The sequence below is a fragment of the Enhydrobacter sp. genome (genome assembly GCF_030246845.1).
Taxonomy (GTDB): domain Bacteria; phylum Pseudomonadota; class Alphaproteobacteria; order Reyranellales; family Reyranellaceae; genus Reyranella.
Genome location: NZ_CP126889.1, coordinates 2699915 through 2721847, shown reverse-complemented (window position 1 = coordinate 2721847; position 21933 = coordinate 2699915). Strand labels below are relative to the sequence as shown.

Here is a 21933-nt window from a genome sequence, read left to right as displayed (position 1 = left end):
GCTGGTTCCAATCAACAATAAACGCTCGCAACCGCGAAAACAGCACTCGATTCGCGTTCCGATAGGGCGTTCCGCAGCGAGGGACCGGCCCCTGCGGGCCGAGATTCGTCCCGTATGGGCACGCCTGAAAACATATATTGGACATCTTCGTGAACCGCTTCTAGCTCTTGTGCATGGTCGTGCGCGGCAGCGAGGGAAGCGAGACGGAATTGGCGGGCACGCTGACGGTCGGCGAGCTGTTCCGCGGCTTCCTCGTGCTGGGCCTGACCGGATTCGGCGGCGTGCTACCGCTCGCCCACCACATGATTGTCGAGCAACGCCGCTGGCTGAGCAGTGTCGAATTCACGGAGCTGCTGGGCCTCTGCCAGTTCCTCCCTGGCGGCAACATCATCAATCTCGCCGTCGCGATCGGCATGAATTTCAGGGGCGTCGCCGGCGCCGTGGCGGCGCTGGTCGGCCTGATTGCCGCGCCCACTGCCATCGTGATCGTGCTGGGCATCGTCTATGCCCGTTTCCAGTCGGATCCGCACGTGGTGCACATGTTCGGGGGGCTCGCCGCCGCAGCCGCCGGCCTGCTGGTCGCCATGGCCGTCAAGATCGCGCTGCCGATGCGCCGCCGGCCGATCGCCGTTGGCGTCGCCATCCTTTGCCTGGTCGCAATCGCGGTCCTCCAGTGGCCGCTTGTGCCGACGATGCTCGTCCTCGCGCCGCTCAGCATCGCCCTCACGAGGAAGCTGGGCGCATGAACGCAACGCTCGCCGCCCTGGCCTTGATCTTCACCCAGCTCTCGCTGATTGCCTTCGGCGGCGGCAACACGATCCTGCCCGAAATGCACCGCCAGGTGACCGAGGTCCATCGCTGGCTGACGGACGCCGATTTCGCGGCGCTGTTTGCGCTCGCGCAGGCCGCGCCGGGTCCGAACATGATGGTGGTGCCGCTGATCGGCTGGCATGTCGCGGGCCTAGCCGGCATGCTGGTGTCGACGGTCGCGATCTTCGGTCCGTCCTCGATCCTCACCGCGGTCGCCTTGAGGCTGTGGCGGCGCTTCAAGGACAATTCCTGGCGGCGGACCGTGCAGGCCGGGCTGGTTCCCATCTCGGTCGGTCTCGTTGCGGCGAGCGCGGTGCTGATCGTGCGCGCCGCCGATCGCACCTGGGTCCTTGTTGCGATCAGCGCCGGCGTCGCTCTGGTCGCCGCGAGGACACGGTTGCATCCCCTGTGGCTGCTGGCGGCGGGCGCCGCCATCGGCTGGAGCGGCTTCGGCCAATAACGAACGTCGCTTGCCGATCAAGTCGTCGCTGCGCAGACTCCCCTCGCGGAATGGGAGAGACTAGCCATGATCACACGCCGTGCCGCGCTTGGCGGCCTGGCTGCCTTGCCGGTCGCCAACGCATCGGCCCAGCAGCCGACCTTCCCGAGCAAGCCCCTCACCCTGATCGTGCCTTTTCCGCCGGGCGGGCCGGCCGATATCTTCGGCCGCTTCCTCGCCGAGGGAATGGCGGCGGATCTCGGCAAGCCGGTCGTCGTGGAGAACAAGAGCGGCGTGGCCGGCGTCACAGGCATGGATTTCGTGGCCAAGGCGGCGACCGACGCGCATGTGATGGGCCTGATGAGTGCATCGGCCGGGGCGATCATGCCCACGCTGATGCCCAACATGCCCTACGATGCGGCGCACGACCTCGCGCCGATCATCCTCGTCACACGCGTCCAGGAGGTGCTGGTGGTCGACGCCAGGCTCGGCATCTCCGATGCCAGGACGCTGATCGCGCGACTGAAGGCCGAACCGGGCAAGTATTCCTATGGCAGCGCAGGCGCCGGCGGCATCACCCATCTCGCGATGGAACTGTTCAAGCGCGAGACCGGCACCGATGCGGTGCACGTACCCTACCGCGGCGCGGCGCCCGCCACCAACGACCTGCTCGCAGGCCTGGTGCAGATGGCGATCCTCGACATCCCCGTGCTTCTGCCGCATGTCCGGTCCGGCGCGCTCAAGGCGATTGCCGTTACCTCCGACGTGCCTGCGCCGCTGCTCCCCGATGTCCCGACCATGCGCGCGCTCGGCTATCCGAAGGTCAATTCGGACAATTGGTACGGTCTCGCCTCTCCAGGTGCGTCGCCCGGCGCCGATCGGGCGCGGCTGCACGATGCAGCAGCGCAAGCCTTGAAATCGAAAAAGCTGAGCGACGCCTATGCCGCGGTCGGCGGCATCGTGGCCGGCGGCTCGTCACAGGAATTCGCACGCTTTCAGCACCAGGAGATCGAGAAGTGGGCAGGCGTGATAAAGCTCGCGAACATCAAGATAGAATAGAGATTCTGCGTGCCGAAAGTGGAGGACCCTCTCATGATGACCCGCCGCCACGCGCTTGCGGGCCTGGCGCTGCTGCCGGCCGCCGGCGCTCGGGCGCAGCCCCCGGCATTTCCCGACAAGCCGCTCACCATGATCATCCCCTTTCCGCCGGGAGGGCCAGCCGACATCTTCGGCCGATACCTGGCCAAGGGCATGGCGGAGCGGCTCGGCAAGCCGGTGGTGGCCGAGAACAAGGACAACATATCCGTGGTCGCGGCCCTCAATCTCGTCGCCAAGGCCGGCCTCGATGCCCATGTCATGGGCATCATCAGCGCCTCGACGGGCGCCATCATGCCGAGCGTGCTGGCGGATACGCCCTATGACCCGATCGTCCCCTACGACCCGATCCACGACCTCGCGCCAATCATCCTGATCGCGCGCGTGCAGGAAATCCTGGTCGTCACCGCCAAGCTCGGCATCGCCGACCTCGAGGCGCTGATCGCGCGCCTGAAGGCGGCGCCGGGTAAGCTCTCCTACGCCAGCGCCGGCATCGGCAGCATCACCCACCTCGCGATGGAACTGTTCGAGCGGGAGACCGGCACGAGGGCCTTGCACGTGCCCTATCGCGGCGCCGCTCCGGCCACGCAGGACCTCATCGCCGGCAATGTCCAGATGGCGATCCTCGATCTGCCGGCGGTCCTTCCGCACGTTCGCTCGGGCGCGCTGAAGGCGATCGCCGTCACCTCCGACCGTCGCGCCGCCCTGTTGCCGGACGTGCCGACCATGCGCGAACTCGGCTATCCCCGCGTCAACTCGGACAACTGGTACGGCCTGGTCTCGCCCGGCGCGTCGATCCGCGCCAATCGCGACCGCCTGCACGCCGCGGCGGCCGAAGCATTGAAGTCGCGCGCCCTGATCGAGGCCTATGCCGCCGTGGGCGGCATCGCCGCCGGCGGCACGGCGGAAGAGTTCGCGCGTTTCCAGCGCCGCGAAACCGAGAAATGGAGCCAGCTGATCAGGGTCGCCAACATCAAGTTCGATTGATCATCACCCGCTGACCCAGATGGCTCGATCCCATCGCATGATCGTCGAGGATGCTCTTTCCGGTTTCAGGCGCCTCGGGCTTGCGCATTTGCCGACGCCGCTCGAGCCGCTGCAGCGCCTGTCGGCCCATCTTGGCGGCCCCCGTCTTTGGGTGAAGCGGGACGATTGCACCGGCCTTGGTCTTGGCGGCAACAAGCTGCGCAAGCTCGACTATGTGTTGCGCGAGGCGATCGACCAGGGGGCCGATACCCTGGTCTCCGGCGGCGTCGTGCAGTCGAACAGCCAGCGCCAGGTCGCGGCGGCCGCGGCAAAGCTTGGCCTTGCCTGCCATCTTGCCGTCTATCATGGCCGGCTCGCGCCGTCGACGGTGGAGTACGAGGCAACGGGCAATGCCCTGCTCAACCGCCTGTTCGGCGCCGTTCTGCACGACGTTCCCTGGAATGGCGATCGCAACGGCGCCATCACCGCGCTCGCCGACGGGCTGCGCGCCCGCGGGCACAGGCCCTACATCGTCCCCTATGGCGTGTCGAACCCGCTCGGCGCTGTCGCCTATGCCTCGACCTTGCTGGAGATCGCCCATCAATCGGAGGCGCTGGGATTTCTTCCCGCCGCGGTCGTGCATTGCTCGGGCAGCGGCGGCACGCAGGCGGGCCTCGTGGCCGCGCGCCGTTGCCTGCCGCACACCCGAATCGTGGGCATCGACATCGACGCGGAGCCCGGGCGCGTCCGCGCCGACGTCCTCGCCTATGCCGAGGCGGCGGCCGCGCAGCTTGGCCAGCCTTTCGATCCGGCAGACGTGGAAGTGGTCGCCGGTCATGCCGGACCGGCCTATGGCGTGCCGCATCAGGCGACGATCGAGGCGATCAGGCTCGGCGCCGCCCTCGAGGGGCTGGTGCTCGATCCCGTCTATTCCGGCAAAGGACTGGCCGGGCTGATCGCGCTGGTCCGGTCGGGCCGATGGACGAGCGGCCAGGACGTCGTCTTCATTCATACAGGCGGCGCGCCCGCGCTTTTCGCCTATCGCCATTTGTTCGACTGACCCTGGAGTGAACGAGATGCTCGATACCGAGGCCCGCACCCTGCTCGACCTGATGGACAAGGCCGTACAGGAGGGGCGCCCCGCGCTGCATACGCTGCCTTACAAGGAAGGTCGGCTGGCAGTCGACAAACTGTCCGAGGACAGCGAAGCGCCGCCGCCTGCGGTCGGCGAGGTTGCCGACGGCGCCTTTGCCGGGCCGGCCGGCGAGATCCGTTTTCGTCGCTATCGGCCGCTGGATGCCCGCGCCGGCCTGCTGCCCACGCTGATCTACTATCACGGCGGCGGCTTCGTGATCGGCAATCTCGACACCCATGATTCGACCTGCCGGCGCCTTGCCAACAGGAGCCGCTGCCAGGTGATCGCCATTGACTATCGGCTGTCGCCCGAGCATCCCTTCCCGGTGCCGATCGACGATGGCATCGCGGCCTTCCGCCACATGCGCGACCAGGCCGCCTCCTTTGGAGCAGACGTCGCACGCATCGCCGTCGGCGGCGATTCCGCAGGCGGCGCGATCGCCGCCGTGGTCTGCCAGACCTGCCGCGATGCGGGCGAGGTCATGCCGGCCTTCCAGATGCTGATCTATCCCGCCACGGACTCCAGCAAGCAGAGCCGCTCGCGGCGCGAGTTCGCCGAAGGATATTTCCTCACGAAGGACCTCATCGACTGGTTCTGGAAGGCTTATGTCCCGGCCGGCACCGATCCCGCCGACCTGCGCCTCTCGCCGCTGCTGGCGCGCGACTTCTCGAACCTGCCGCCGGCCTTCGTGCTGACCGCCGGCTATGACCCGCTGCGCGACGAAGGCCGCGCCTACGCCAACCGCCTGATCGACGCGGGCGTCAAGACCACCTACGTCAACTATCCCGGGACGATCCACGGCTTCTTCTCGCTGACGCGGTTCCTGCAGCAGGGCCTCAAAGCCAACGACGAGGCGGCGGGCGTGCTGGCGGCTCACTTCGGCACTTGAGCCGGGAGTATCCTCACGAAGTCGACCGGCCCGTCGAACCCTTTCAGCGTCACCTTTTCCAGGCGTGCCGGCACGGAAGCAAGCAACGGCTTCACGGCGGGATCCCGGGCGACAGCCTCGCTCAGCACGATGTCGCCGCCTTGGCTCTGTCCCTGCAGGCGCGCCGCCATGTTCACCGTCGAGCCGAAATAGTCGAGCCGATCGTTGAGGCTCACCATGACGCTCGGGCCGGCATGGATGCCGAGCTTGAGCACGAGACAGCGATCGCTCCTGCCGCCGTGGTCGCGATTGAAGTCGGCGATGCGCGCCTGCATGGCGAGCGCGGCCTGCACCGCATCGACCGGATCGCCGAATGATGCCATGACCGCGTCGCCGATCGTCTTCACCACCGCGCCGTCGTGATCGCGCACGATGGCGGCCAGGAAGGCGAAATGATCGCGCACGATGTTGAAGGCGGCGGCATCGCCCACGCGTTCGTAAAGGGCCGTCGATCCCCGCAAGTCGGAAAAGAGTAGAGCGACCTGCCCCACCGCGGCTTCGTCGCCCGGCCGCAACGTCGCTTCGGCAAAGAGATCGCGAAAAGCCTGCAGGGAGATGACTTCCGGCGCGGTCAGGGCATCCCGCGTCCAGCGACGGTCCTCGATCAGGGCAGCCAGCTCGAAAGTCGTGTCGTTCAGAAAGGTGATTTCGTTCGGCTTTCCGCTTTCCATGGCTTCGACACCGAGCGGCGTGACGCGCAGGCCAGGGAAGGCTTCACCTTCATGATCGACGTCGACATAGGCTCCGGGATGCAAGGTGCGCAGGCGATAGGGGCCGGACGGCAACTCGACCGAGATGGTGCGCCGTTCGCCCGGCGACAGCAGGAGCTGCACCGGCACATGCGGCGTTCCCATGGGACCGCTGAGACAGTAGCCGCCTTGCGGCAGCGGGCGGATTGCAGGTGCTGGCGAGAAGGCAAGCTCGACATTGCGCTCGAAGTCGCGTTCGTAGTCGATGTTGCACGAAGGGCAATGCGCTCCGCGCGGCAGGTCGCTGAGCGACGATGTGCCGGCCTTGCCGCCGCGGCAATTGGGACAAAGGATTTCCCATCTCATGGTGAGCAGCCCGGCGCGCGCGGCGGCGAGGCAGGCTTCGACGGTCGGCCGTTGGCCGATGCCGAATTCGCGCGCCAGCAGCTTGGGTCGGAGGCGAACGAGGTCGCCGGCCATGCCTTCCAGCACATAGTCGCAGAGCCGGCGGCCGAGGCCGTTGCCGTAGACGCTTCGGTCAATCGCGTCGGCCAGTCCCGCCGCTCGATCACGCGCACCGGCGGGCAATCGCGGCGACGGCAGGTCGAATCTCGACAGCCGCTCACCCTTCACGAAGTCGACCGCCTGCCCAATGCGCTTATGGAGACCTGTGGCCGCGTGACGGGCAAGAGCGGCGCCGATCAGCCGCCCGACGAGCAGGCGCGGCTCCAGATCGATGGTGCAGGTCACTCGCGCGCCCTGCCCGTCGTGCTCGACCTGGAATGCCGAGCCGACGCGACCGAAGGGACCCCTGTCGAAGAGGCGGTCCTGCCGGAAGTGCTGGCCCTGGATCCATTCGAAGGGCCTCTCCTCCCACTCGAAGGCATAGCCCGCCAACCTGGTCCGGCCGCGCCGCTGGACGGTGCCGTTGGCTTGCGCTGTCTCCTCGAGAGCGTATGCCGGCAGCCCCATCGCCTCGTTGAGGCGGCTGGTGTCCGCCAGCACCGGCCAGAGCTGCTCCGGCGGCAGGTCGAAGTGCCAGGTCCAGGTGGTCCGCATGGCCTATCTATACGTCACCATCCAGCCGATGGATCGGTCGCGACGGATCACAGTGCGATGAGCTCAGCGCCTCAGGACGTCGGGCCGGCGGTAGAGCGGGAAGCCGTTGTACGGTTTCGACCTGTCGTGATCCGGCACTTCGTAGAAGTTGGACCTGCCGTTGTTGTGCAGGCCGCCATCGATCCGCAGCGTGGCGCCGGTGATGTAGGAAGCCGCCTCGCTCAGGAGAAAAACGATGGCGCCCGCGATCTCCGATTCCGTGCCGTGCCGTTTCAGCGGAATGCGGTCCTTGACGTTGCGCAGCACGTCATGGGCGCGTTCGGGATACCGGTCGAATCCCGACGAGGCAATGAAGCCCGGGATCACCGAATTCACCCGCACGCCCGAATGCGCCCATTCGACCGAGGCGGTATAGGTGAAGTTGGTCTGCCCGGCGCGGGCCGCACCGTTGTGCCCCATGCCGGGATTGCCGAGCTCCCAGTCGGCGCCGACATTCACGATCGCGCCGCCGTTCCGCTCCATCGAGCGCAGATAGACTTCCTTGGAGACGAGGAAGGTCGCGGTCATGTTGTTGGCGACGACCGCGTTCCAGCCGTTCAACGAGATGTCCTTGAGCGGCGCCGGAAACTGGCCGCCGGCATTGTTCACCAGGCCGTCGATGCGGCCGCTCCAGGCCATCACCCCCTCGATCGCCGCCTTCACCTTGTCCTCCTCGCGCAGGTCGGCGGCGAACGTGAAGGTGTCGGGATCCCCGAGCTCCTCCTTCACGCGCTCGAGCTTGTCCGCCGTCCGGCCGACCAGGGCGAGGCGCGCGCCCAGTGACTTGAGCTCGTGGGCGGTGCAGCGGCCGAGACCCGAACCGCCGCCGGTCACGACGATCGTCTGTCCGGCAAACAGGCCGGGACGGAAAACGGAGCGGTATTCCATGGCGCCATCCTAGCTGTGGGCGCGGCCGAGGGTAAGGAACGCACCGAGCCGCCGTTGCAGCAGGCGCAGCAGCAGGAAGCCCAGCTGCAGCGGCACGCCGAACGCCACCACGCCGATCGCGAACAGGATGAGGCGATCGCCGAGCGCCGGAAGCTGTTCGGCCTCATGCAGGATCGCCGTGATGCCCTCGCCCACACCGATGGCCGCGCCGGCACTCGAGGACATGACCAGCACGAAGAAGGCCCGCATCACATTGGGCAGGAACTGCAAGGCCGCCAGCGCCGAGCCGCCGCGCAGATGACGCAGCGCGTCGAGGCCGGCATCGGCGACGAAGGCCGCCGAATAGGGCACCAGCGAAAGCGCCACCGTCATCACGCCCGACATCGAGGCGTCCCTGGGAAGGGCGTTCAGCAGGAAGAACATGACGACGAAGGTGGGCGCCGCACGCATCAGGGTGATGGCGGAGGCGGCGGCCGTGCCCGTCATGCCGCCGCGCAGGCGCGCAACCGCCATCAGGAACCCGAGGGCAAGGCCCAGCGCGATCGCGATGCCTGCGATCTCGAAGTTCACCGCCATGCCGGCCAGCAGCGACGGCATGAAGCCCGACCACAGCCGCTCGACCAGCGCGATCATGTCGCTGCCCGGCCGCTTTCGAGAAGCACCTGCAGGCGCCGGCAGACCGACACGACGAGCATCACGACCAGCGTGTAGAAGATCAGCAGCAACGTGTAGGTCGTGGCCCGGCCGCTCGAGAACGACGTGATGTCGGTGAGCGCGCTCAGCAGTTCCGGCGCTCCGATGAAGCTTGCGATCGGCGTGCCCTTGGCCGCATTGATCAGGAAGGCGACGATCTGGGTCGCCGAGCGGCCCACGGCGCGGACGAACGGGGCGCGACCGACCTGCGCGCCGGCGGCCCGCTCGAGTTGCAGCGTCATCTCGGCCTCGGCAATGGCCTGGCCCGCATTGCTGCCATTGGCGAGGCCCAGCGCCGCGATCGCGGTGCCGATCGCGACCGTTGCCGAGAACGGAAACAGGGCATGGGCGATCGCCGAGGCGACGACCAGTGTCAGCACGATCGGCGAGGATTGCAGCAGGACCACAATTCCCTTCGCCAGCCACCGCAGCGGCGGGACCGGGGAGCTCAGTGCCGCGCCGATGCCCAGCGCGAACAGCAGCGTGGCCAGCAGCGCCCCGCCGATCAGGATCAGCGTATTGCCGATGCCGCTCAGAAGCAGCGACCAGGCCGGCACTGTCGTCAGCATGGGGAGCGACAGGTCGATGCCGGTGGCGGCGGAGAACCAGTCCTCGAACGAAGCGACGGCGCCCGCGAACGATGTCGGCTCGAGCCGGGCATTGAGGGCGGGCAGGATGCAGTGAGGGTCGGTGCTGCCGTTCGCGGTGTTGCAGGCAGGGCTGCGCCAGACCTTCTGCTGCTCCTCGAGGAATCCGGTCGCGATCCGATGCCGGCGCGCGAGCTCGAGGAACACGCCGTCGCGGTGGAAGATCTGGCTGATCAGGTCGAGTGCACGCGCCAGCTTGTCGCTGCCCGTCTTCTGCACGGCCATGCCCCACGGCACCTGGGCGAAGCCGAACTTCTTCTCGAAGCGATCGGCGAAGTCCGGATGCGTGAAGATCTCGGCGAAGAAGCTGTCGTCCTGCGCGGCCAGGGTGCAGGTCCCGTCCTTGAGCCGCTCGGGCAGCACGCCCGCCTCGTCGAACAGCAGGAGCCGCGCGCCGCGCGACACGAGGTTGGCATTCGAGCCGTTGCCGATCGTGACGCAGACCGTGCGTCCGGGAATGTCGTTCCAGCCGGAGATGGCTAGGTTCCTGGGTCCGACCAGGATCGTCTCCGACCGATAGTAGTGCGGCCGGATGAAACGAACCTGACTGTCGCGCTGCGTATTGTGCCCCATCGTGGCGATGATGAGATCGATGCGATCCTCGGCCAGCAGCGGAATGCGGCTTGCCGCATTCACCCTCGTTTGCTCGACTGCGACGCCAAGCCTCGCGGCCAGCGCTTCCGCGACGTCGACCTCGTAGCCCTTCCGGATGGACCCGACCCGCATCGAGAACAGCGGATAGTAGTCGCGCAGGCCGACCCGGATGTGCCCGGTGCAGACAATGCGGACCAGCCGGTCGGCGTCGGGCGCGGCGCAGGCCTCCGGCCCGGCGTTGCGTGCCGCTTCGAGCAGATGCGCCAGCGCAGCATCGGGCGACAGCGGCTCGCGGGCCCAGGCAGGCAGGCAGGCCCCCATGACCACGATCGCCAAGGCGACCCGGGCAGCGGCCGCGAACCTCCGCCAATGCGTCATCTCAGCCAAGATCGGCCGGGGCCGCGATCTCGACGATGTGCACCTCGGCGAAAATATAGGGGCCGTAGCGATGGATGGTCCGCCCTTCTTCGGCATCGAGGATGTCTCTCGTCATCAGCGCGATCTTCTCGGCCGGGATATGCACGAGGATGGTCGATACGATCTTCAGGCCGAGGCCGTGGCGCCGAAGGATGTCCCGCGATTCGTGCAGCCCGACAAAGGCATTGTGCGTGATGAGCGCGCAACCATGCGGCGACAGGTGCCGGGCGAGCCCGTCGAGGAAAGGATCGAGAAGCCGTCGGCCGTCGACACCGCCGCAGCTCCAGCTCGGCCAGCGGCCGCCGGGCGCGCCGCGTGTCATCGGGAAATGCGGCAGATTGGCAACGACGAGGTCGAAGCATCGTCCCTCCACGGGCTGCCACATGTCGCCATGATGGAGCTGCGCGGCGGGGCCATGGCCGAGCTCTTCCAGCAGCCGACCGCCCGCGACGACCGCTTCGCGCTCGATATCGACGCCGCAGAGCGATGCCGCTCCCAGCGCGCCGAGCGCCGCCAGGACCACGCCGCTGCCCGAGCCGACTTCCAGCGCCCTGGCGCCGGCGACGCGCTGCGGCGCCGCGAGCAGCGCCTGGATCAGGGCGCCGGTATATTCGCTCGGGCGAAGGGCTGCGACGGCCTTCTCGAGCGCGACGTCGGCCGCGGCGCTCATGCCGCGCCGATCCGGCCTGCCAGGGTCCGCGCCACCGGATCGTCTGGAAATTCGCAAAGCACCTTCTCGTAGAGATCCCGTGCGGCGGCGTCCTGATCCGCCCAGGCCGCATAGGCCGAGCGCGTAAGATCGCCGAGCCGCCGCGCCGCCGCGTCGGGCTCCAGCTCGGCGTCGGTGCCATAGGCGCCCAGCAGCTCGTAGACCGGAATCTTGGCGCGCCGGCCCTTCACCGCGACCTCGTCGATGGGCCGCACGCAAAGCCGCTCACCCGCTTCCTTGAAGACGCTGTGGCTGATGCAGATGCGCGTGCCGTACTCCTTGTTGATGCCCTCCAGCCGCGCGGCCACGTTCACGCCGTCGCCCACGACTGTGTAGCTCATGCGTTCGGCCGAGCCGACGTTGCCGACCAGCACGGCATCGCTGTGAATGCCGATGCGCAGATTGAGCGGCCTCAGCCCCTGCTCGCGCCACCGTTCGTTGAGACGATCCATTCCACGCTGGATTCGCAACGCCGCGACACAGGCGCGCCAGGCATGATCCTCGAGCAAGGCGGGGGCGCCCCAGAAGGCCATCACCCCGTCGCCGAGGAACTTGTCGATCGTCCCGTGCTCGGCGTTCACCGCGTGCGTCACCAGCCCGAAATAGGCGGAGAGGCGCAGCATCAGCTCCTGCGACGGCACCTCCTCCGACAGGGTCGAGAAGGCCTCGAGATCGCAGAAGAAGATCGTCAGGAAGCGGCTGTGGCCGCCCAGCTCCAGCTTCTGGTCCGACTGCAGGAGCTGCTTCACAAGTCCCACAGGGACGAAGGCGGAGAACGCCCGCGACGCCGCATCGAGCTTGTCGACCGCCTGCGACAGGACGGAGATCTCGCGGATCGGCGAATCGCGGCTGGGCAGGCTTTCCCCCTCGAACTCCTGGATGCGATTCACCTTCCTCGCCAGCCTCTCGAGCGGGGCGGACATGACCCCTGTCAGGAAATAGACGATCGCCAATTGCACCGCCATGGCCAGCAGGCCGAAGACCAGAAGACGTTCGTTGTTGCGCTGCAGCCCGCTCGTGAAATCCGAGAGCGGTGCGATGATGAAGACCTGCCAGTGCTTGCCGAGCGCAGGCGGCACGGCCGCCAGGCTGGCGACATACTCCCGATTGCCCTGGAAAAACGAATAGAATGACGGCCGGTCGCGCGGGCGCGCGGCGATGGCCGCGGCGGGCAAGCCGTCCCCGGTTTCCGTCACGTGCTGCAGCTCGACCCGGCCGTGCTCGTTGGCGTAGGTCTTCGACAGACTGGAATTGGCGATGACCTGGCCGTGGGAATCGAGAATATAGCTCAGCGTGTTCGGGCTGATCTTGCGTTCGGCCAGGTATTCCGACAGGCCATGCAGGGTGATGTCGATGGCGGCCACGCCCAGGGGCTTGCCGTCGGCGAAGATCGGCGCGGCGACCGTGAACCCGATGAGACCGAGGGCGGAGAAGACGTCCGGATCGGTGACGAACGTCGACCGGGCGTCGACGGTATGCCGGTACCAGCCCCGTATCCGGGGGTCGTAGTTGGTTGCTTGCTCCGCGACACCGAGCACGCGGCCTTCGGGATCGCGAAACTGGTATCGGTCGATCACCTGCCCATCGCTGGTGTGCAGGATCCAGCGATAGGCGAAGCGCGTGCCTTCGGGCGGCAGCTCGCCGAAGACCTTGACCTTGGGGTCGACCCGGCGGACCTGGCGGAATGTGCCGTCCTTCAGACCAACATAGACGCTCACGATCTTGTCGTTGGGACGCAACAGGCTGTCCAGATATTCGAGCGAGCGGTCGCTGAAGTAGAAGTCGGGCTGCGCCTCCCCGATGACGGCTGCGGAGGCGGCCATCGTCTTGATGGGCTCGAAATCGCTTTGCACGTCCTTGAACGCGGCGCGTTGAAAGTGCTCCACCAGAGCGCCGGCATGGGCGCGGGCGATCGACTGGTTGGAGAAATACGTCACGGCCACGATAGTAACCGTCACCGGCACGGTGAGCACGATGAACAAGGTCAGGATGCTGGGCTTCAGCCGCCACTTGTGCTTGACGAAGAAATTCATAGGCCGGCTGTCTTGGGTCGCATCCACGGGCAGCAAATTGCTATTCTATCGCAGCCGCGATTCAGCGTCCATGCAGCGGGCGGGCCGGTGGTCAGGACAACGGATGCTCCAGACAGCGCATCACGGCGCCGAGCAATAGTCGCAGACGCTACCGCGCGGTATGCTCGCCATGAACAGGATTGGCCTCAGGCCTCTCCGCGCGCCCAAAACGACAACGGCGGCGCCCGGAGGTGCCGCCGTCGGTTACTCGACATCGAAAAAGGTCAGTCTGCCGCCTTCAGATTGACGGCCGCCGAACGGCCGCGCTCGGTCGCGATCTCGTAGCTGATCTTCTGGCCTTCGTTGAGACCGTTCAGGCCGGATCGCTCGACCGCACTGATATGGACGAAAACGTCCTTGCCGCCCTCCGATGGCTGGATGAACCCGAAACCCTTCGTGGCGTTGAACCACTTCACGGTACCTGTGGGCATTACTCTCTCCTTGGCTAGCGTCGCGAGCACACGCAAACAAGCGCAGACGGTGCGCTCGCGGCATCGTTCTGCGGCAACGCAGGGAACTTGGGGAAACAGCTCGTTGGTACAGGTCCGCGCGCTGTCGAGGGTGGGGCCACCAAGGCTAGGCCTGCTTCGTAAGTCGTGACGGGCATGTGGGAGGCTACCGCCGCCAAGTCAAGGTCGCCTCTCCCAAACGCTCCAGCAGTCACATTGTTGCACCGATTTTCCACGGCTCGAACTCGTCGTCGCCGATGCCCAGGGCTTCCGATTTCGTCTTCCGCCCCGAGGCCGTTTCGAGGATCAGATCGAATATCTTCTTGCCGCTTTCCTGGACGCTTTCGTCGCCGTCGACGATGGAGCCGCAGTTGATGTCCATATCGTCCGTCATGCGGCGATAGAGCGAGGTATTCGTTGCAAGCTTGAGCGACGGTGTCGGCTTGCAGCCGAACACGCTGCCACGGCCCGTCGTGAAGCAGAGGATATTTGCGCCGCCGGCTACCTGTCCCGTCGCGGAGACCGGATCGTAGCCCGGGGAGTCCATGTAGACGAAGCCCTTGGCGGCGATCGGCTGGGCGTATTCATAGACCTCGACGAGGTTGGTCGTGCCGCCCTTCGCAACTGCACCCAAGGACTTCTCGAGGATCGTGGTAAGCCCGCCTGCCTTGTTCCCGGGGGACGGATTGTTGTTCATCTCGCCGCCGGTGCGGGCGCAGTGGTCCTCCCACCACTTGATGCGGCGGACGAGCTTTTCGCCGACTTCGCGGGATACCGCGCGCCGCGTCAGCAGATGCTCGGCGCCGTAGATTTCCGGCGTTTCCGACAGGACCGCCGTGCCGCCGTGCCGCACCAGGAGATCGACCGCGGCGCCGAGCGCCGGATTGGCCGAGATGCCGGAATAGCCGTCCGAGCCGCCGCATTGCAGCGCCAGGATCAGTTCGCTGGCCGGGATCGACTCGCGCACCACATCGTTCGCGTCGGGCAACAGCTCCTTCAGAAAGCCCACGGCCCGCGTCACTGTCTTGGCCACACCGCCCTCGTCCTGGATGGTCATCGGGATGAGCCTGGGTCCTTCCTTGAGACCTTCGGCCTTCATAAGACCCGCGATCTGGTTGGCTTCGCAGCCCAGGCCCAGGACGACGACGGCCGCCATATTGGGATGACGGGCATAGCCCGCGAGGGTTCGCCGCAGGACGTCCATCTCGAGTCCGGCCGCTGCCATGCCGCAGCCGCCGCCATGCGTCAGCGGCACGATGCCGTCGATGTTGGGATAGTCGCCGACCGTCGGCGCGAGCTTGGCGGCGATCATGCGGCTGGTGGCCGCCGAGCAGTTCACCGTGGTGACGATGCCGATGTAGTTGCGCGTCGCCGCCCGCCCATCGGGGCGGCGATAGCCCTGGAAGACGGCGCGCTCGGCCTCCGGCACGAAGTCCGTCGGATGGGCGTCGGCGCCGAAAGCATAGTCGCGCTCGAAATCGCCCATGGCGCAATTGTGCGTGTGGATATGCGCCCCCGGCACGAGGTCGTCGGTCGCGAAGCCGATGATCTGGTTGTACTTGCGCAGCGGCTCGCCCTTCTTCACGGCGCGCGTCAGGATCTTGTGACCCGGCGGAATGCGTGTCGCCGCGATGACCCCGTCCTCGACCCTGGTGTTGGGCAGGATATCCATCCTCGCCACGACGACATTGTCGCTCTTGTGCAGGCGAAGCGCGATGGGAGCGGCCATGATGTCCTCCGGTTCGTCCGGCCGCGCGACGCGACCAACGCCCATGATAGCGCCGCCCAACATCGGGCCAAAAGGAAAGCGGGGCATCCCGCCCCGCTCCCTTCCGGCCCATCATGGCTCGCTAGCCGCGACGATCCCAATCATGGTCCCAGTGACCGCGCTCGTAGTACCAGCCGCGACGGACATGCACCCAACGGTCCGGCACCCAGTGATAGCCCCGGCGAGCGGCCACCCAGTAGCCGGGCGCCCAGACGTGGCGGCCACCCTCCCATCGCCAGTAGCCCGGCGCCCAGGCAAAGCCCGGTCGCGGCGGAGGAACCGGCTCGTAGATTGGTGCCGGCGGCGGCACGCCGATCGTCACGCCAATGCGCATGCCTGCCTGGGCGGACGCCGGCGTGAATACCGCCGGAGCGACCACCGCCGACGTGGAAATCGCAGCGGCGGCAAGAACGGTGATCAAGGAACGCATCATCATGACTTGCCTCCTGACATCGGCGGCATCCGCGCCGCCTCAGATGGATGTACGGAAGCGGGGCAGACGCCGTGCCCGCCCGATTGGGGTATTTGCGCCCGGCGGCGGCCTTGTTTTGGCCATCTGACGCGGGAACCAAAAGCCTGCAGTGCAGTTGTCATGGCATGACATCCAGTCGCTATCGCAACACCGCATTCGAGAAGGGCCGGCCGTCGCCGGTCCTCGCAACCGAACCGGGCGCATCGGCGCGGCTGATGCTGCGCCGCCGCGAGGCAGCAGGCCTCGCGCATGACCTCGCCCACTGGACGACGGTGCGGAGTCGGCGTGGCCCGGTCGAACGGTCATGGGCGGCCATGAGGCGGTCGCCGCAGCTGCTCGACGAGCCCAAGCCGCATCGGCCGTAACGCTGGCACAGCGGGGCCGTTGTCTGCTATTCCCGCCGCCTTGCGCGGACGAGGAATAGATGGACACACTCACCTACTGGAATGGCACCTGGCATGAGGGCAACCCGGCAATCCTGGGGCCGCGCGATCACGCCTTCTGGCTGGGATCCATGGTGTTCGACGGCGGCCGCGCTTTCGAGGGCTGTGGACCGGACCTCGACCTGCACGCCGAGCGCGTGGTGCGCTCTGCCCACGCGCTGGGGCTGAAGGCCACCAAGACCGCGCCCGAGATCCTGGCGCTGATGCACGACGGGGTGCGCCGCTTCGGAGTTAGGGCCGAGCTCTACGTGCGGCCGATGTTCTGGGCCGCCAAGGGCGGCGCCGGGCCGATCTCCGTCGATCCCGAATCGACGCAGTTTCTGCTGTGCCTCTACGTGTCGCCGATGCGCGCGGGCACTCCTCTGACCCTGGGCCTTTGCCGCTCGATTCGCCGGCCGACGCCGGAGAGCGCGCCGACCGACGCCAAGGCGAGCTGCCTCTATCCCAATTCCTCGCGCGGCGTGGCCGAGATGCTGAAGCGCGGCTTTCAGAACGGCGTGGTGCTCGATGCGCTGGGCAACGTCGCCGAGACCTGCAGCTCCAATATCTTCCTCGTCAAGGACGGGACCGTCGCCACGCCGGTGGCGAACGGCAGCTTTCTCGCCGGCATCACGCGCAACCGCACGATAAAGCTCCTGCGCAATGCCGGCATCCGCGTCGACGAGCGCACGGTGACGACCACCGACCTCGACGAGGCAGACGAGATCTTCACCACGGGCAATGCCGGAAAGGTGCAGCCGGTCAGTCGCTACGAAGGCCGCGACCTGCAGCCGGGGCCGGTCGCTCGCCAGGCGCACGAGCTCTACATGAGCTTCGCCCGCACGCAGCGCATTGTCTGAGCGGAACTCGGGCAGAGCCGGGGCGTTTGCCCCGAGCCATGCGCATCCAGGTCGTCCACTGCCATCCACTGACCGACAGCTACGATCACGCGCTTTTTCGGGCCATCGTCGAGATGCTCGAGACCAACGGACACGAGGTCGTGGCGACCGATCTCTACCGCGAGGGCTTCCAGCCGGCCATGACGGAGCCGGAGCGGCGCAGCTACATGGGAAACGCCTACGACGCCAGCGGCATCGCAGGCTATGCCGCGACCCTTAAGCGAATGGAAGGCGTGATCCTTTGCTTCCCGCACTGGTGGTTCTCGATGCCGGCCATGCTCAAGGGCTGGGTCGATCGCGTCTGGGGGCCCGGCGTCGCGTTCACGTACCGCTCCGACGACAACCATCTCGAGCCCGCGCTGCGCAACATCAAGCTGTTCGGTGTGGTGACGAGCTACGGCTCGCCCTGGTGGATCGTGCACCTCTTTGCCGGCAATGCCGGGTACAAGGTGTTGATGCGCGGGATGAAGCCTTTATGCGCCAAGGATGTCCGGTCCTTCTATCTAGCGCACTACGACATGGATCACTCGACGGCCCGCTCGCGCGAGGCCTTCCTCAGGAAGGTGCGAACCGCCGTTTCGCAGTTGTGACGGGCGGAAGTTATCCCGCACGCGCCCCAACTCCGCCATGCCCTGCGCCGACTTTTCGCCCCATTTTACCGCGTATTAGGAGAAGGAGGCCAATCACGCGGTCTTCGCTTTAATAACAGGGGATTGCCATGCGTCATTATATCGTTCTTGCAGCCATTCTTCTGACCGCGACCGCCTGCGGCGAGACCTGGGGTCAACGGGCGGTGACCGGCGGCGCGATCGGCGCTGGTTCAGGTGCCGTGATCGGCGGCGTGACCGGCCTCGGCGTCCTGCCCGGTGCGCTGATCGGTGGCGCGGTGGGCGCCGGTGCGGGTGCCGCGACGACGCCGCGGCGTTATTACTGATAGCAAATCCCCGGTTGCAGGCGCACGGGCCTTCGCAAGACGCCGCGGCTTTCGCCGCGGCGTTTTCATTTGGCTGATGCGCCAACTCGCCTTCGCAACTCGCTGGAAGGAGAGGACGTTGGAGGCATGACTGGACCTGCCTTGCTTGATCGGCATCGGCTGCCGCTGCGAGGTCGGCCATCGCGGTTCATCGAATCTGGGTGAGACAATGCCGGACGGCGTATCGCAAGAGACGAGGAAGACGTCCGCGCGCCCGACTTTTCGCAACGTGCTCCTCGACAGCTTGTCTGCCGCCGACCTTGCCGCCCTCGCTCCGGATCTGGAATCGATCGCCCTGCCCCGTCGGCAGATCCTCGAATCGCCGGGGTCGGCGATCTCGACCGTCCTCTTTCCGGAAAGCGGCATTGTTTCCGTCATGGCGCGAGCCCCGTACGATCGCCGGATCGAGGTCGGCCTGGTCGGCCTCGACGGCATGATCGGCTTCGGGGCGCTCCTGGGTGACGAGCTCTCCATCAACGAGTCGATTGTCCAGGTGCCGGGCCACGGCTGGCGTGTGGCGACCACATCGCTTGTTGGGCTGATGCACAGGAGCGCTGCACTGTCGGCGTTGTTGCTGCGATATGTGCACGCTTTCATGGCGCAGACGACGCAGACCGCCCTCGCCAACGGCCGGTCCAAGCTCGAGGAACGCCTGGCGCGCTGGCTGCTGATGTCGCACGACCGGTTCGGCTCGAACGAGCTTGGCATCACGCACGACTTCCTGGCCCAGATGCTGGGTGTGCGGCGCGCCGGCGTGACCATTGCGCTCCAGGTTCTGGAATCCAGGCGGCTGATCCGCGCCCGCCGCGGCCAGATCATCATTCTCGACCGCGCCGGCCTCAAGCAGCAGGCCAACGGTTCCTACGGCGTCGCCGAGCAGGTGTATTGCCGGCTCATCCGCCCGGACTGGCGACGGGCAATCGAGGATTGAGCAAACCGAAACGCCCGGCGGCCGGGCCGCCGGGCGATCGAACAGCGCTTGCTTGTCGACTATCGCCGATGTTGCCAGCCGCGGCGCGAGGCTTCGGCATGGCCACGCGGATCGCCGTGCCAGCCACCGTGACCTCGGCGACCGTCGTCGTCGTTATCGTATTCGCCGCGGCGCTCCTCCCATCCTCGATGCGAGGCCGCGGTGTGGCCGCGCGGATCGCCGTACCAGCCGCCGTGGCGTCCGCTCCGTCGGTCGTCATAGTCCTCGTCGTAGCGACCGCGACCCGACCGGCGATCCTCATAGTCGTGGCGTCCGCCGCGGCGGCTTTCGCCCCAGCGTTCGCGCGCCGCTTCGGAATGTCCTTCCGGATCCCCGTACCACCCGCCATGTCCCCGGTAGCCGCCTCGCTCACTTTGCCCATAGCGGCCGCCGCGGTAGGAGCGATCGTCCTCGTCGCTCATGAAGCGACCGCGTTCATCGCGATCCGGCATCCCCCGGCCCATGGCGCCCTCCTGCTCGAAGTGCAGCGCGATGGGGCGGGCGGGGCGGCGACCGATGCCGCGCTCCTGCAGCTCCTGTTTGCGCTCCTTCAGTTCCTGAACGAGATCGGACTCGTCGATACCGTTCTCCTTCGCCTTGGCCATGACGCCGTCCGGTTTCTCTTCCTCGGCCACGTGGTGCTTGATCATCTCCTTGAGCACCGACACCTTGGCCTCCCAGAACGGTGAGTCGGAGTCGTCGTCGAGCAGATCGTTGATCAGGACCTTCGCACCGTCGTGCTCGACCTGTGCTTCGTCCAGCATATCGTCCTCGACCTCGGCGCGGCGGCATGCCGGGTAGAAAATCTCCTCTTCGAGGCGGGTGTGCACGATCAGCTCGGCGCAGATGCGATCCGCGAGCTGCTCCTTCTCCTGCTGGTCGTCGCTCTGCTCGAATTGCTGGAACAGGCCCTCGACCTTGCGATGGTCCTGCTTCAGCATTTCAATGGCGCTGCCGGAAGGACCGCCGACCGTTGCGCCCAGATTATTCGGGCTTTGGGAGGTGCCACCGGTCTTCCTGGATTGGGATTGCTTGGTCGATTTCGCCATGGGGCCGCTCCTCCTGTTTGGGTGGCCCCCACTAAACGACCAATTCGGCGATGCTGTTGCCCGAGACGCAGACGATGGGCTCGGTTCGTGCGCTTTCGTACCTGGTTGAACGTCCCAGGTCGGGCCGTTACCGAGGGAACGCGAGCTTCCACTGCACCAGGGTGAAGGGCGGCTTGGCGTCGTCGTGCGGCTCGAACACCGCTTCGACCTCGGCGCCGATCTTGACCTCCTGCCTGGGGTCACCCAGCAGGTTGCCGAGCATGCGCACATTGCCGGCATCGGGCAGTTCGACGAGGACGACGACATAGGGGCCGTGGTCCTTCAGCGCCGGATGCACCGGATGCCACGGCCGCTCCCAACTATAGATACGCCCCCTGCCCGACACCTTGTGCCAGCCGAGATCGAAGCCGAGGCATTTGTGGCAGATCCATTCCGGCCCCCACTGGAAGGTGCCGCACTTGTTGCAGCGCTGCACCAGCAGCTCGCCGCGCCGCGTTCCTTCCCAGTAGGGCTGGTCGAGGCCGTCATTCTCCGGCACCGGCGCGGGCAAACCTTTCGGCAGATAGCTCATAGCGTCGCTCCGGTGCCGAGAATCATGCTGGAAACCGGCGTCACCATGGGACCGGAGATCACCACCGAGACCTCGGCATCGGGCACCTGCGACGTCGACTGGCCGCGCAACTGCCGCACCGCCTCGACCTGCAATTCGAGACCGTGCATGTAACATTCCGCCAGGTTGCCGCCCGATGTGTTCAGCGGCAGCTTGCCCGAGGGTGCGATCAGGTTCTCGACCGTCAGGAACTCGTTCGCCTTCTCGGCCGAGAAGAAGCCGTGCTCGATCAGACTCATCAGGACGCCACCGGTGAAGTTTTCGTAGCTCTGCACCACGTCGACCTCGGATGGCTTCACGCCCGCCATCTCGTAGAGCTGCGGGGCGACAGTGGTGAAGCTCGAGGTCGCATAGAGCGGTGCGTTGTGGCCGCGCGCGCCGTTGCGGTACTCCGAGCCCTGAGCGGCGCCCAGGAGATAGGCCGGCACGTGGCGCAGATCGCGCGCCTCCTCCGCCGGCACAATGATGAGTGCGGCAGCGCCATCGTTCTCCTGGCAGCAGTCGAACAGTCGCCAGGGCTCGACGATCCAACGCGATGAGTCATACGCCTCAGGGGTCAAAGGCCGGCCGTGCATGACGGCCCGCGGATTGGCCTGCGCGTGGTGGTAGGAGGCGAGCGCGATCGCGCGCTGCGCCGAGGGCGCGATCCTGTTCTCGTGCAGGAAGCGCATCGCCCGCATGGCGTAGCGTTGGCCAGGCGACATCACGCCGTAGGGCGCGTTGAGCGCCATCTCGCCCGTGGCCGTGCCGCCCGGCGGCGCGGCGCCGAAGCGCTGGAACTGGCCTTGTGCCAGGGCGCGGAACACGACGACACAGTTGGCGATCCCGCAGGCCACCGCTGCCGCGGCATTGCCCACCGCTGCCGAGCCACCGCCGCCGCCGCCACCCCAGTTCATGTTGGAGAAGCGCAATGCCGGCAGCCCCAGCGCCGCCGCGATCCGCGACGGATCGTTGCGATCGTTGGAATACGAGGCGAAGCCGTCGATGCGGCGCGGGTCGATCCCGGCATCCTCGCAGGCGGCCAGGATCGCCTGCAGGGCGAGCTTGAATTCCGAGACCGGCGCCTTGCCGTGCTTGTAGTAGGTGGTCTCGCCGACACCGACGATGGCCGCCTTGCCGCGCAGCGTGCGCTTGCTCATGC

Annotated in this window: 23 protein-coding genes; 11 read left to right on the top strand and 12 right to left on the bottom strand. The window is 66.8% G+C overall.

Features of this window, described 5'->3' with window-relative positions; translation table 11 throughout:
* The first annotated feature begins 173 nt into the window (after positions 1-173).
* From OJF58_RS13685 to OJF58_RS13660, 6 genes are all read left to right on the top strand, one after another.
* Positions 174-746 carry a chromate transporter gene (locus tag OJF58_RS13685; protein WP_300778162.1) on the top strand — a complete coding sequence of 191 codons (573 nt, stop codon included), beginning with the start codon at positions 174-176 and terminating at the stop codon, positions 744-746.
* Entirely contained in the window at positions 743-1270 is a 528-nt protein-coding gene (locus tag OJF58_RS13680) for a chromate transporter (RefSeq protein WP_300778160.1), read from the top strand. Before OJF58_RS13685 ends, OJF58_RS13680 begins: the two co-directional genes overlap by 4 nt.
* Positions 1271-1336: 66 nt before the next feature.
* Positions 1337-2308, top strand: a complete 972-nt coding sequence (locus tag OJF58_RS13675; RefSeq protein ID WP_300785119.1) for a tripartite tricarboxylate transporter substrate-binding protein — start codon at positions 1337-1339, stop codon at positions 2306-2308.
* A 33-nt stretch (positions 2309-2341) separates the two neighbouring features.
* Positions 2342-3331: a tripartite tricarboxylate transporter substrate-binding protein gene (locus OJF58_RS13670; protein ID WP_300785118.1), complete on the top strand. Its 990-nt coding sequence runs from the start codon at positions 2342-2344 to the stop codon at positions 3329-3331.
* Between the two features lie 37 nt (positions 3332-3368).
* The gene (locus tag OJF58_RS13665; protein WP_300785116.1) at positions 3369-4370 is read left to right on the top strand and encodes a D-cysteine desulfhydrase family protein; all 1002 of its coding nucleotides are present in this window, start codon (positions 3369-3371) and stop codon (positions 4368-4370) included.
* 16 nt (positions 4371-4386) lie between these two features.
* Positions 4387-5334, top strand: coding sequence for an alpha/beta hydrolase (locus OJF58_RS13660; RefSeq protein WP_300785115.1), 948 nt, complete (start codon positions 4387-4389; stop codon positions 5332-5334).
* Here OJF58_RS13660 and OJF58_RS13655 read toward each other — a convergent pair.
* The 9 genes from OJF58_RS13655 to OJF58_RS13615 form a co-directional block, all read right to left on the bottom strand.
* The gene (locus tag OJF58_RS13655; RefSeq protein ID WP_300785113.1) at positions 5319-7121 is read right to left on the bottom strand and encodes an adenylate/guanylate cyclase domain-containing protein; all 1803 of its coding nucleotides are present in this window, start codon (positions 7119-7121) and stop codon (positions 5319-5321) included. The genes OJF58_RS13660 and OJF58_RS13655 overlap by 16 nt on opposite strands.
* A gap of 63 nt (positions 7122-7184) precedes the next feature.
* Complete coding sequence (locus OJF58_RS13650) at positions 7185-8048, bottom strand: SDR family oxidoreductase (RefSeq protein ID WP_300785111.1); 864 nt, start codon at positions 8046-8048, stop codon at positions 7185-7187.
* Positions 8049-8057: 9 nt separating this feature from the next.
* Positions 8058-8681 (bottom strand): hypothetical protein, encoded by a 624-nt coding sequence (locus OJF58_RS13645; RefSeq protein ID WP_300785109.1) that lies wholly within the window; start codon positions 8679-8681, stop codon positions 8058-8060.
* A complete protein-coding gene (locus OJF58_RS13640; RefSeq protein ID WP_300785107.1) occupies positions 8678-10360 on the bottom strand; it encodes a transporter substrate-binding domain-containing protein in 1683 nt (560 codons plus the stop codon). The genes OJF58_RS13645 and OJF58_RS13640 overlap by 4 nt, the downstream gene beginning before the upstream one ends.
* A 1-nt stretch (position 10361) precedes the next feature.
* Positions 10362-11069: a methyltransferase domain-containing protein gene (locus OJF58_RS13635; protein ID WP_300785105.1), complete on the bottom strand. Its 708-nt coding sequence runs from the start codon at positions 11067-11069 to the stop codon at positions 10362-10364.
* Positions 11066-13141 (bottom strand): adenylate/guanylate cyclase domain-containing protein, encoded by a 2076-nt coding sequence (locus tag OJF58_RS13630; RefSeq protein ID WP_300785103.1) that lies wholly within the window; start codon positions 13139-13141, stop codon positions 11066-11068. Before OJF58_RS13630 ends, OJF58_RS13635 begins: the two co-directional genes overlap by 4 nt.
* A gap of 263 nt (positions 13142-13404) precedes the next feature.
* The gene (locus OJF58_RS13625) at positions 13405-13611 is read right to left on the bottom strand and encodes a cold-shock protein (RefSeq protein WP_300785101.1); all 207 of its coding nucleotides are present in this window, start codon (positions 13609-13611) and stop codon (positions 13405-13407) included.
* Positions 13612-13840: 229 nt separating this feature from the next.
* Positions 13841-15358 (bottom strand): altronate dehydratase family protein, encoded by a 1518-nt coding sequence (locus OJF58_RS13620; RefSeq protein ID WP_300785099.1) that lies wholly within the window; start codon positions 15356-15358, stop codon positions 13841-13843.
* A gap of 121 nt (positions 15359-15479) precedes the next feature.
* Entirely contained in the window at positions 15480-15833 is a 354-nt protein-coding gene (locus tag OJF58_RS13615) for a YXWGXW repeat-containing protein (RefSeq protein WP_300785097.1), read from the bottom strand.
* Positions 15834-15994: 161 nt separating this feature from the next.
* Here OJF58_RS13615 and OJF58_RS13610 point away from each other — a divergent pair, with 161 nt between their 5' ends.
* The 5 genes from OJF58_RS13610 (at position 15995) to OJF58_RS13590 (ending at position 19094) form a co-directional block, all read left to right on the top strand.
* Positions 15995-16234, top strand: a complete 240-nt coding sequence (locus tag OJF58_RS13610; RefSeq protein WP_300785095.1) for a hypothetical protein — start codon at positions 15995-15997, stop codon at positions 16232-16234.
* 59 nt (positions 16235-16293) lie between these two features.
* A complete protein-coding gene (locus tag OJF58_RS13605; protein WP_300785093.1) occupies positions 16294-17151 on the top strand; it encodes a branched-chain amino acid aminotransferase in 858 nt (285 codons plus the stop codon).
* 38 nt (positions 17152-17189) lie between these two features.
* On the top strand, positions 17190-17780 hold the full coding sequence (locus tag OJF58_RS13600; RefSeq protein ID WP_300785091.1) for an NAD(P)H-dependent oxidoreductase: 591 nt from the start codon (positions 17190-17192) through the stop codon (positions 17778-17780).
* Positions 17781-17908: 128 nt separating this feature from the next.
* Complete coding sequence (locus OJF58_RS13595; RefSeq protein ID WP_300785089.1) at positions 17909-18124, top strand: YMGG-like glycine zipper-containing protein; 216 nt, start codon at positions 17909-17911, stop codon at positions 18122-18124.
* Positions 18125-18407: 283 nt separating this feature from the next.
* Positions 18408-19094, top strand: a complete 687-nt coding sequence (locus OJF58_RS13590; protein WP_300785087.1) for a Crp/Fnr family transcriptional regulator — start codon at positions 18408-18410, stop codon at positions 19092-19094.
* Between the two features lie 59 nt (positions 19095-19153).
* Here the strand turns inward: OJF58_RS13590 and OJF58_RS13585 are convergent, their stop codons facing one another.
* From OJF58_RS13585 to OJF58_RS13575, 3 genes are all read right to left on the bottom strand, one after another.
* Positions 19154-20182, bottom strand: a complete 1029-nt coding sequence (locus OJF58_RS13585; protein ID WP_300785086.1) for a hemerythrin domain-containing protein — start codon at positions 20180-20182, stop codon at positions 19154-19156.
* Between the two features lie 127 nt (positions 20183-20309).
* A complete protein-coding gene (locus OJF58_RS13580) occupies positions 20310-20753 on the bottom strand; it encodes an OB-fold domain-containing protein (RefSeq protein ID WP_300785084.1) in 444 nt (147 codons plus the stop codon).
* The gene (locus OJF58_RS13575) at positions 20750-21931 is read right to left on the bottom strand and encodes an acetyl-CoA acetyltransferase (RefSeq protein WP_300785082.1); all 1182 of its coding nucleotides are present in this window, start codon (positions 21929-21931) and stop codon (positions 20750-20752) included. The genes OJF58_RS13580 and OJF58_RS13575 overlap by 4 nt, the downstream gene beginning before the upstream one ends.
* Positions 21932-21933 lie beyond the last annotated feature (2 nt).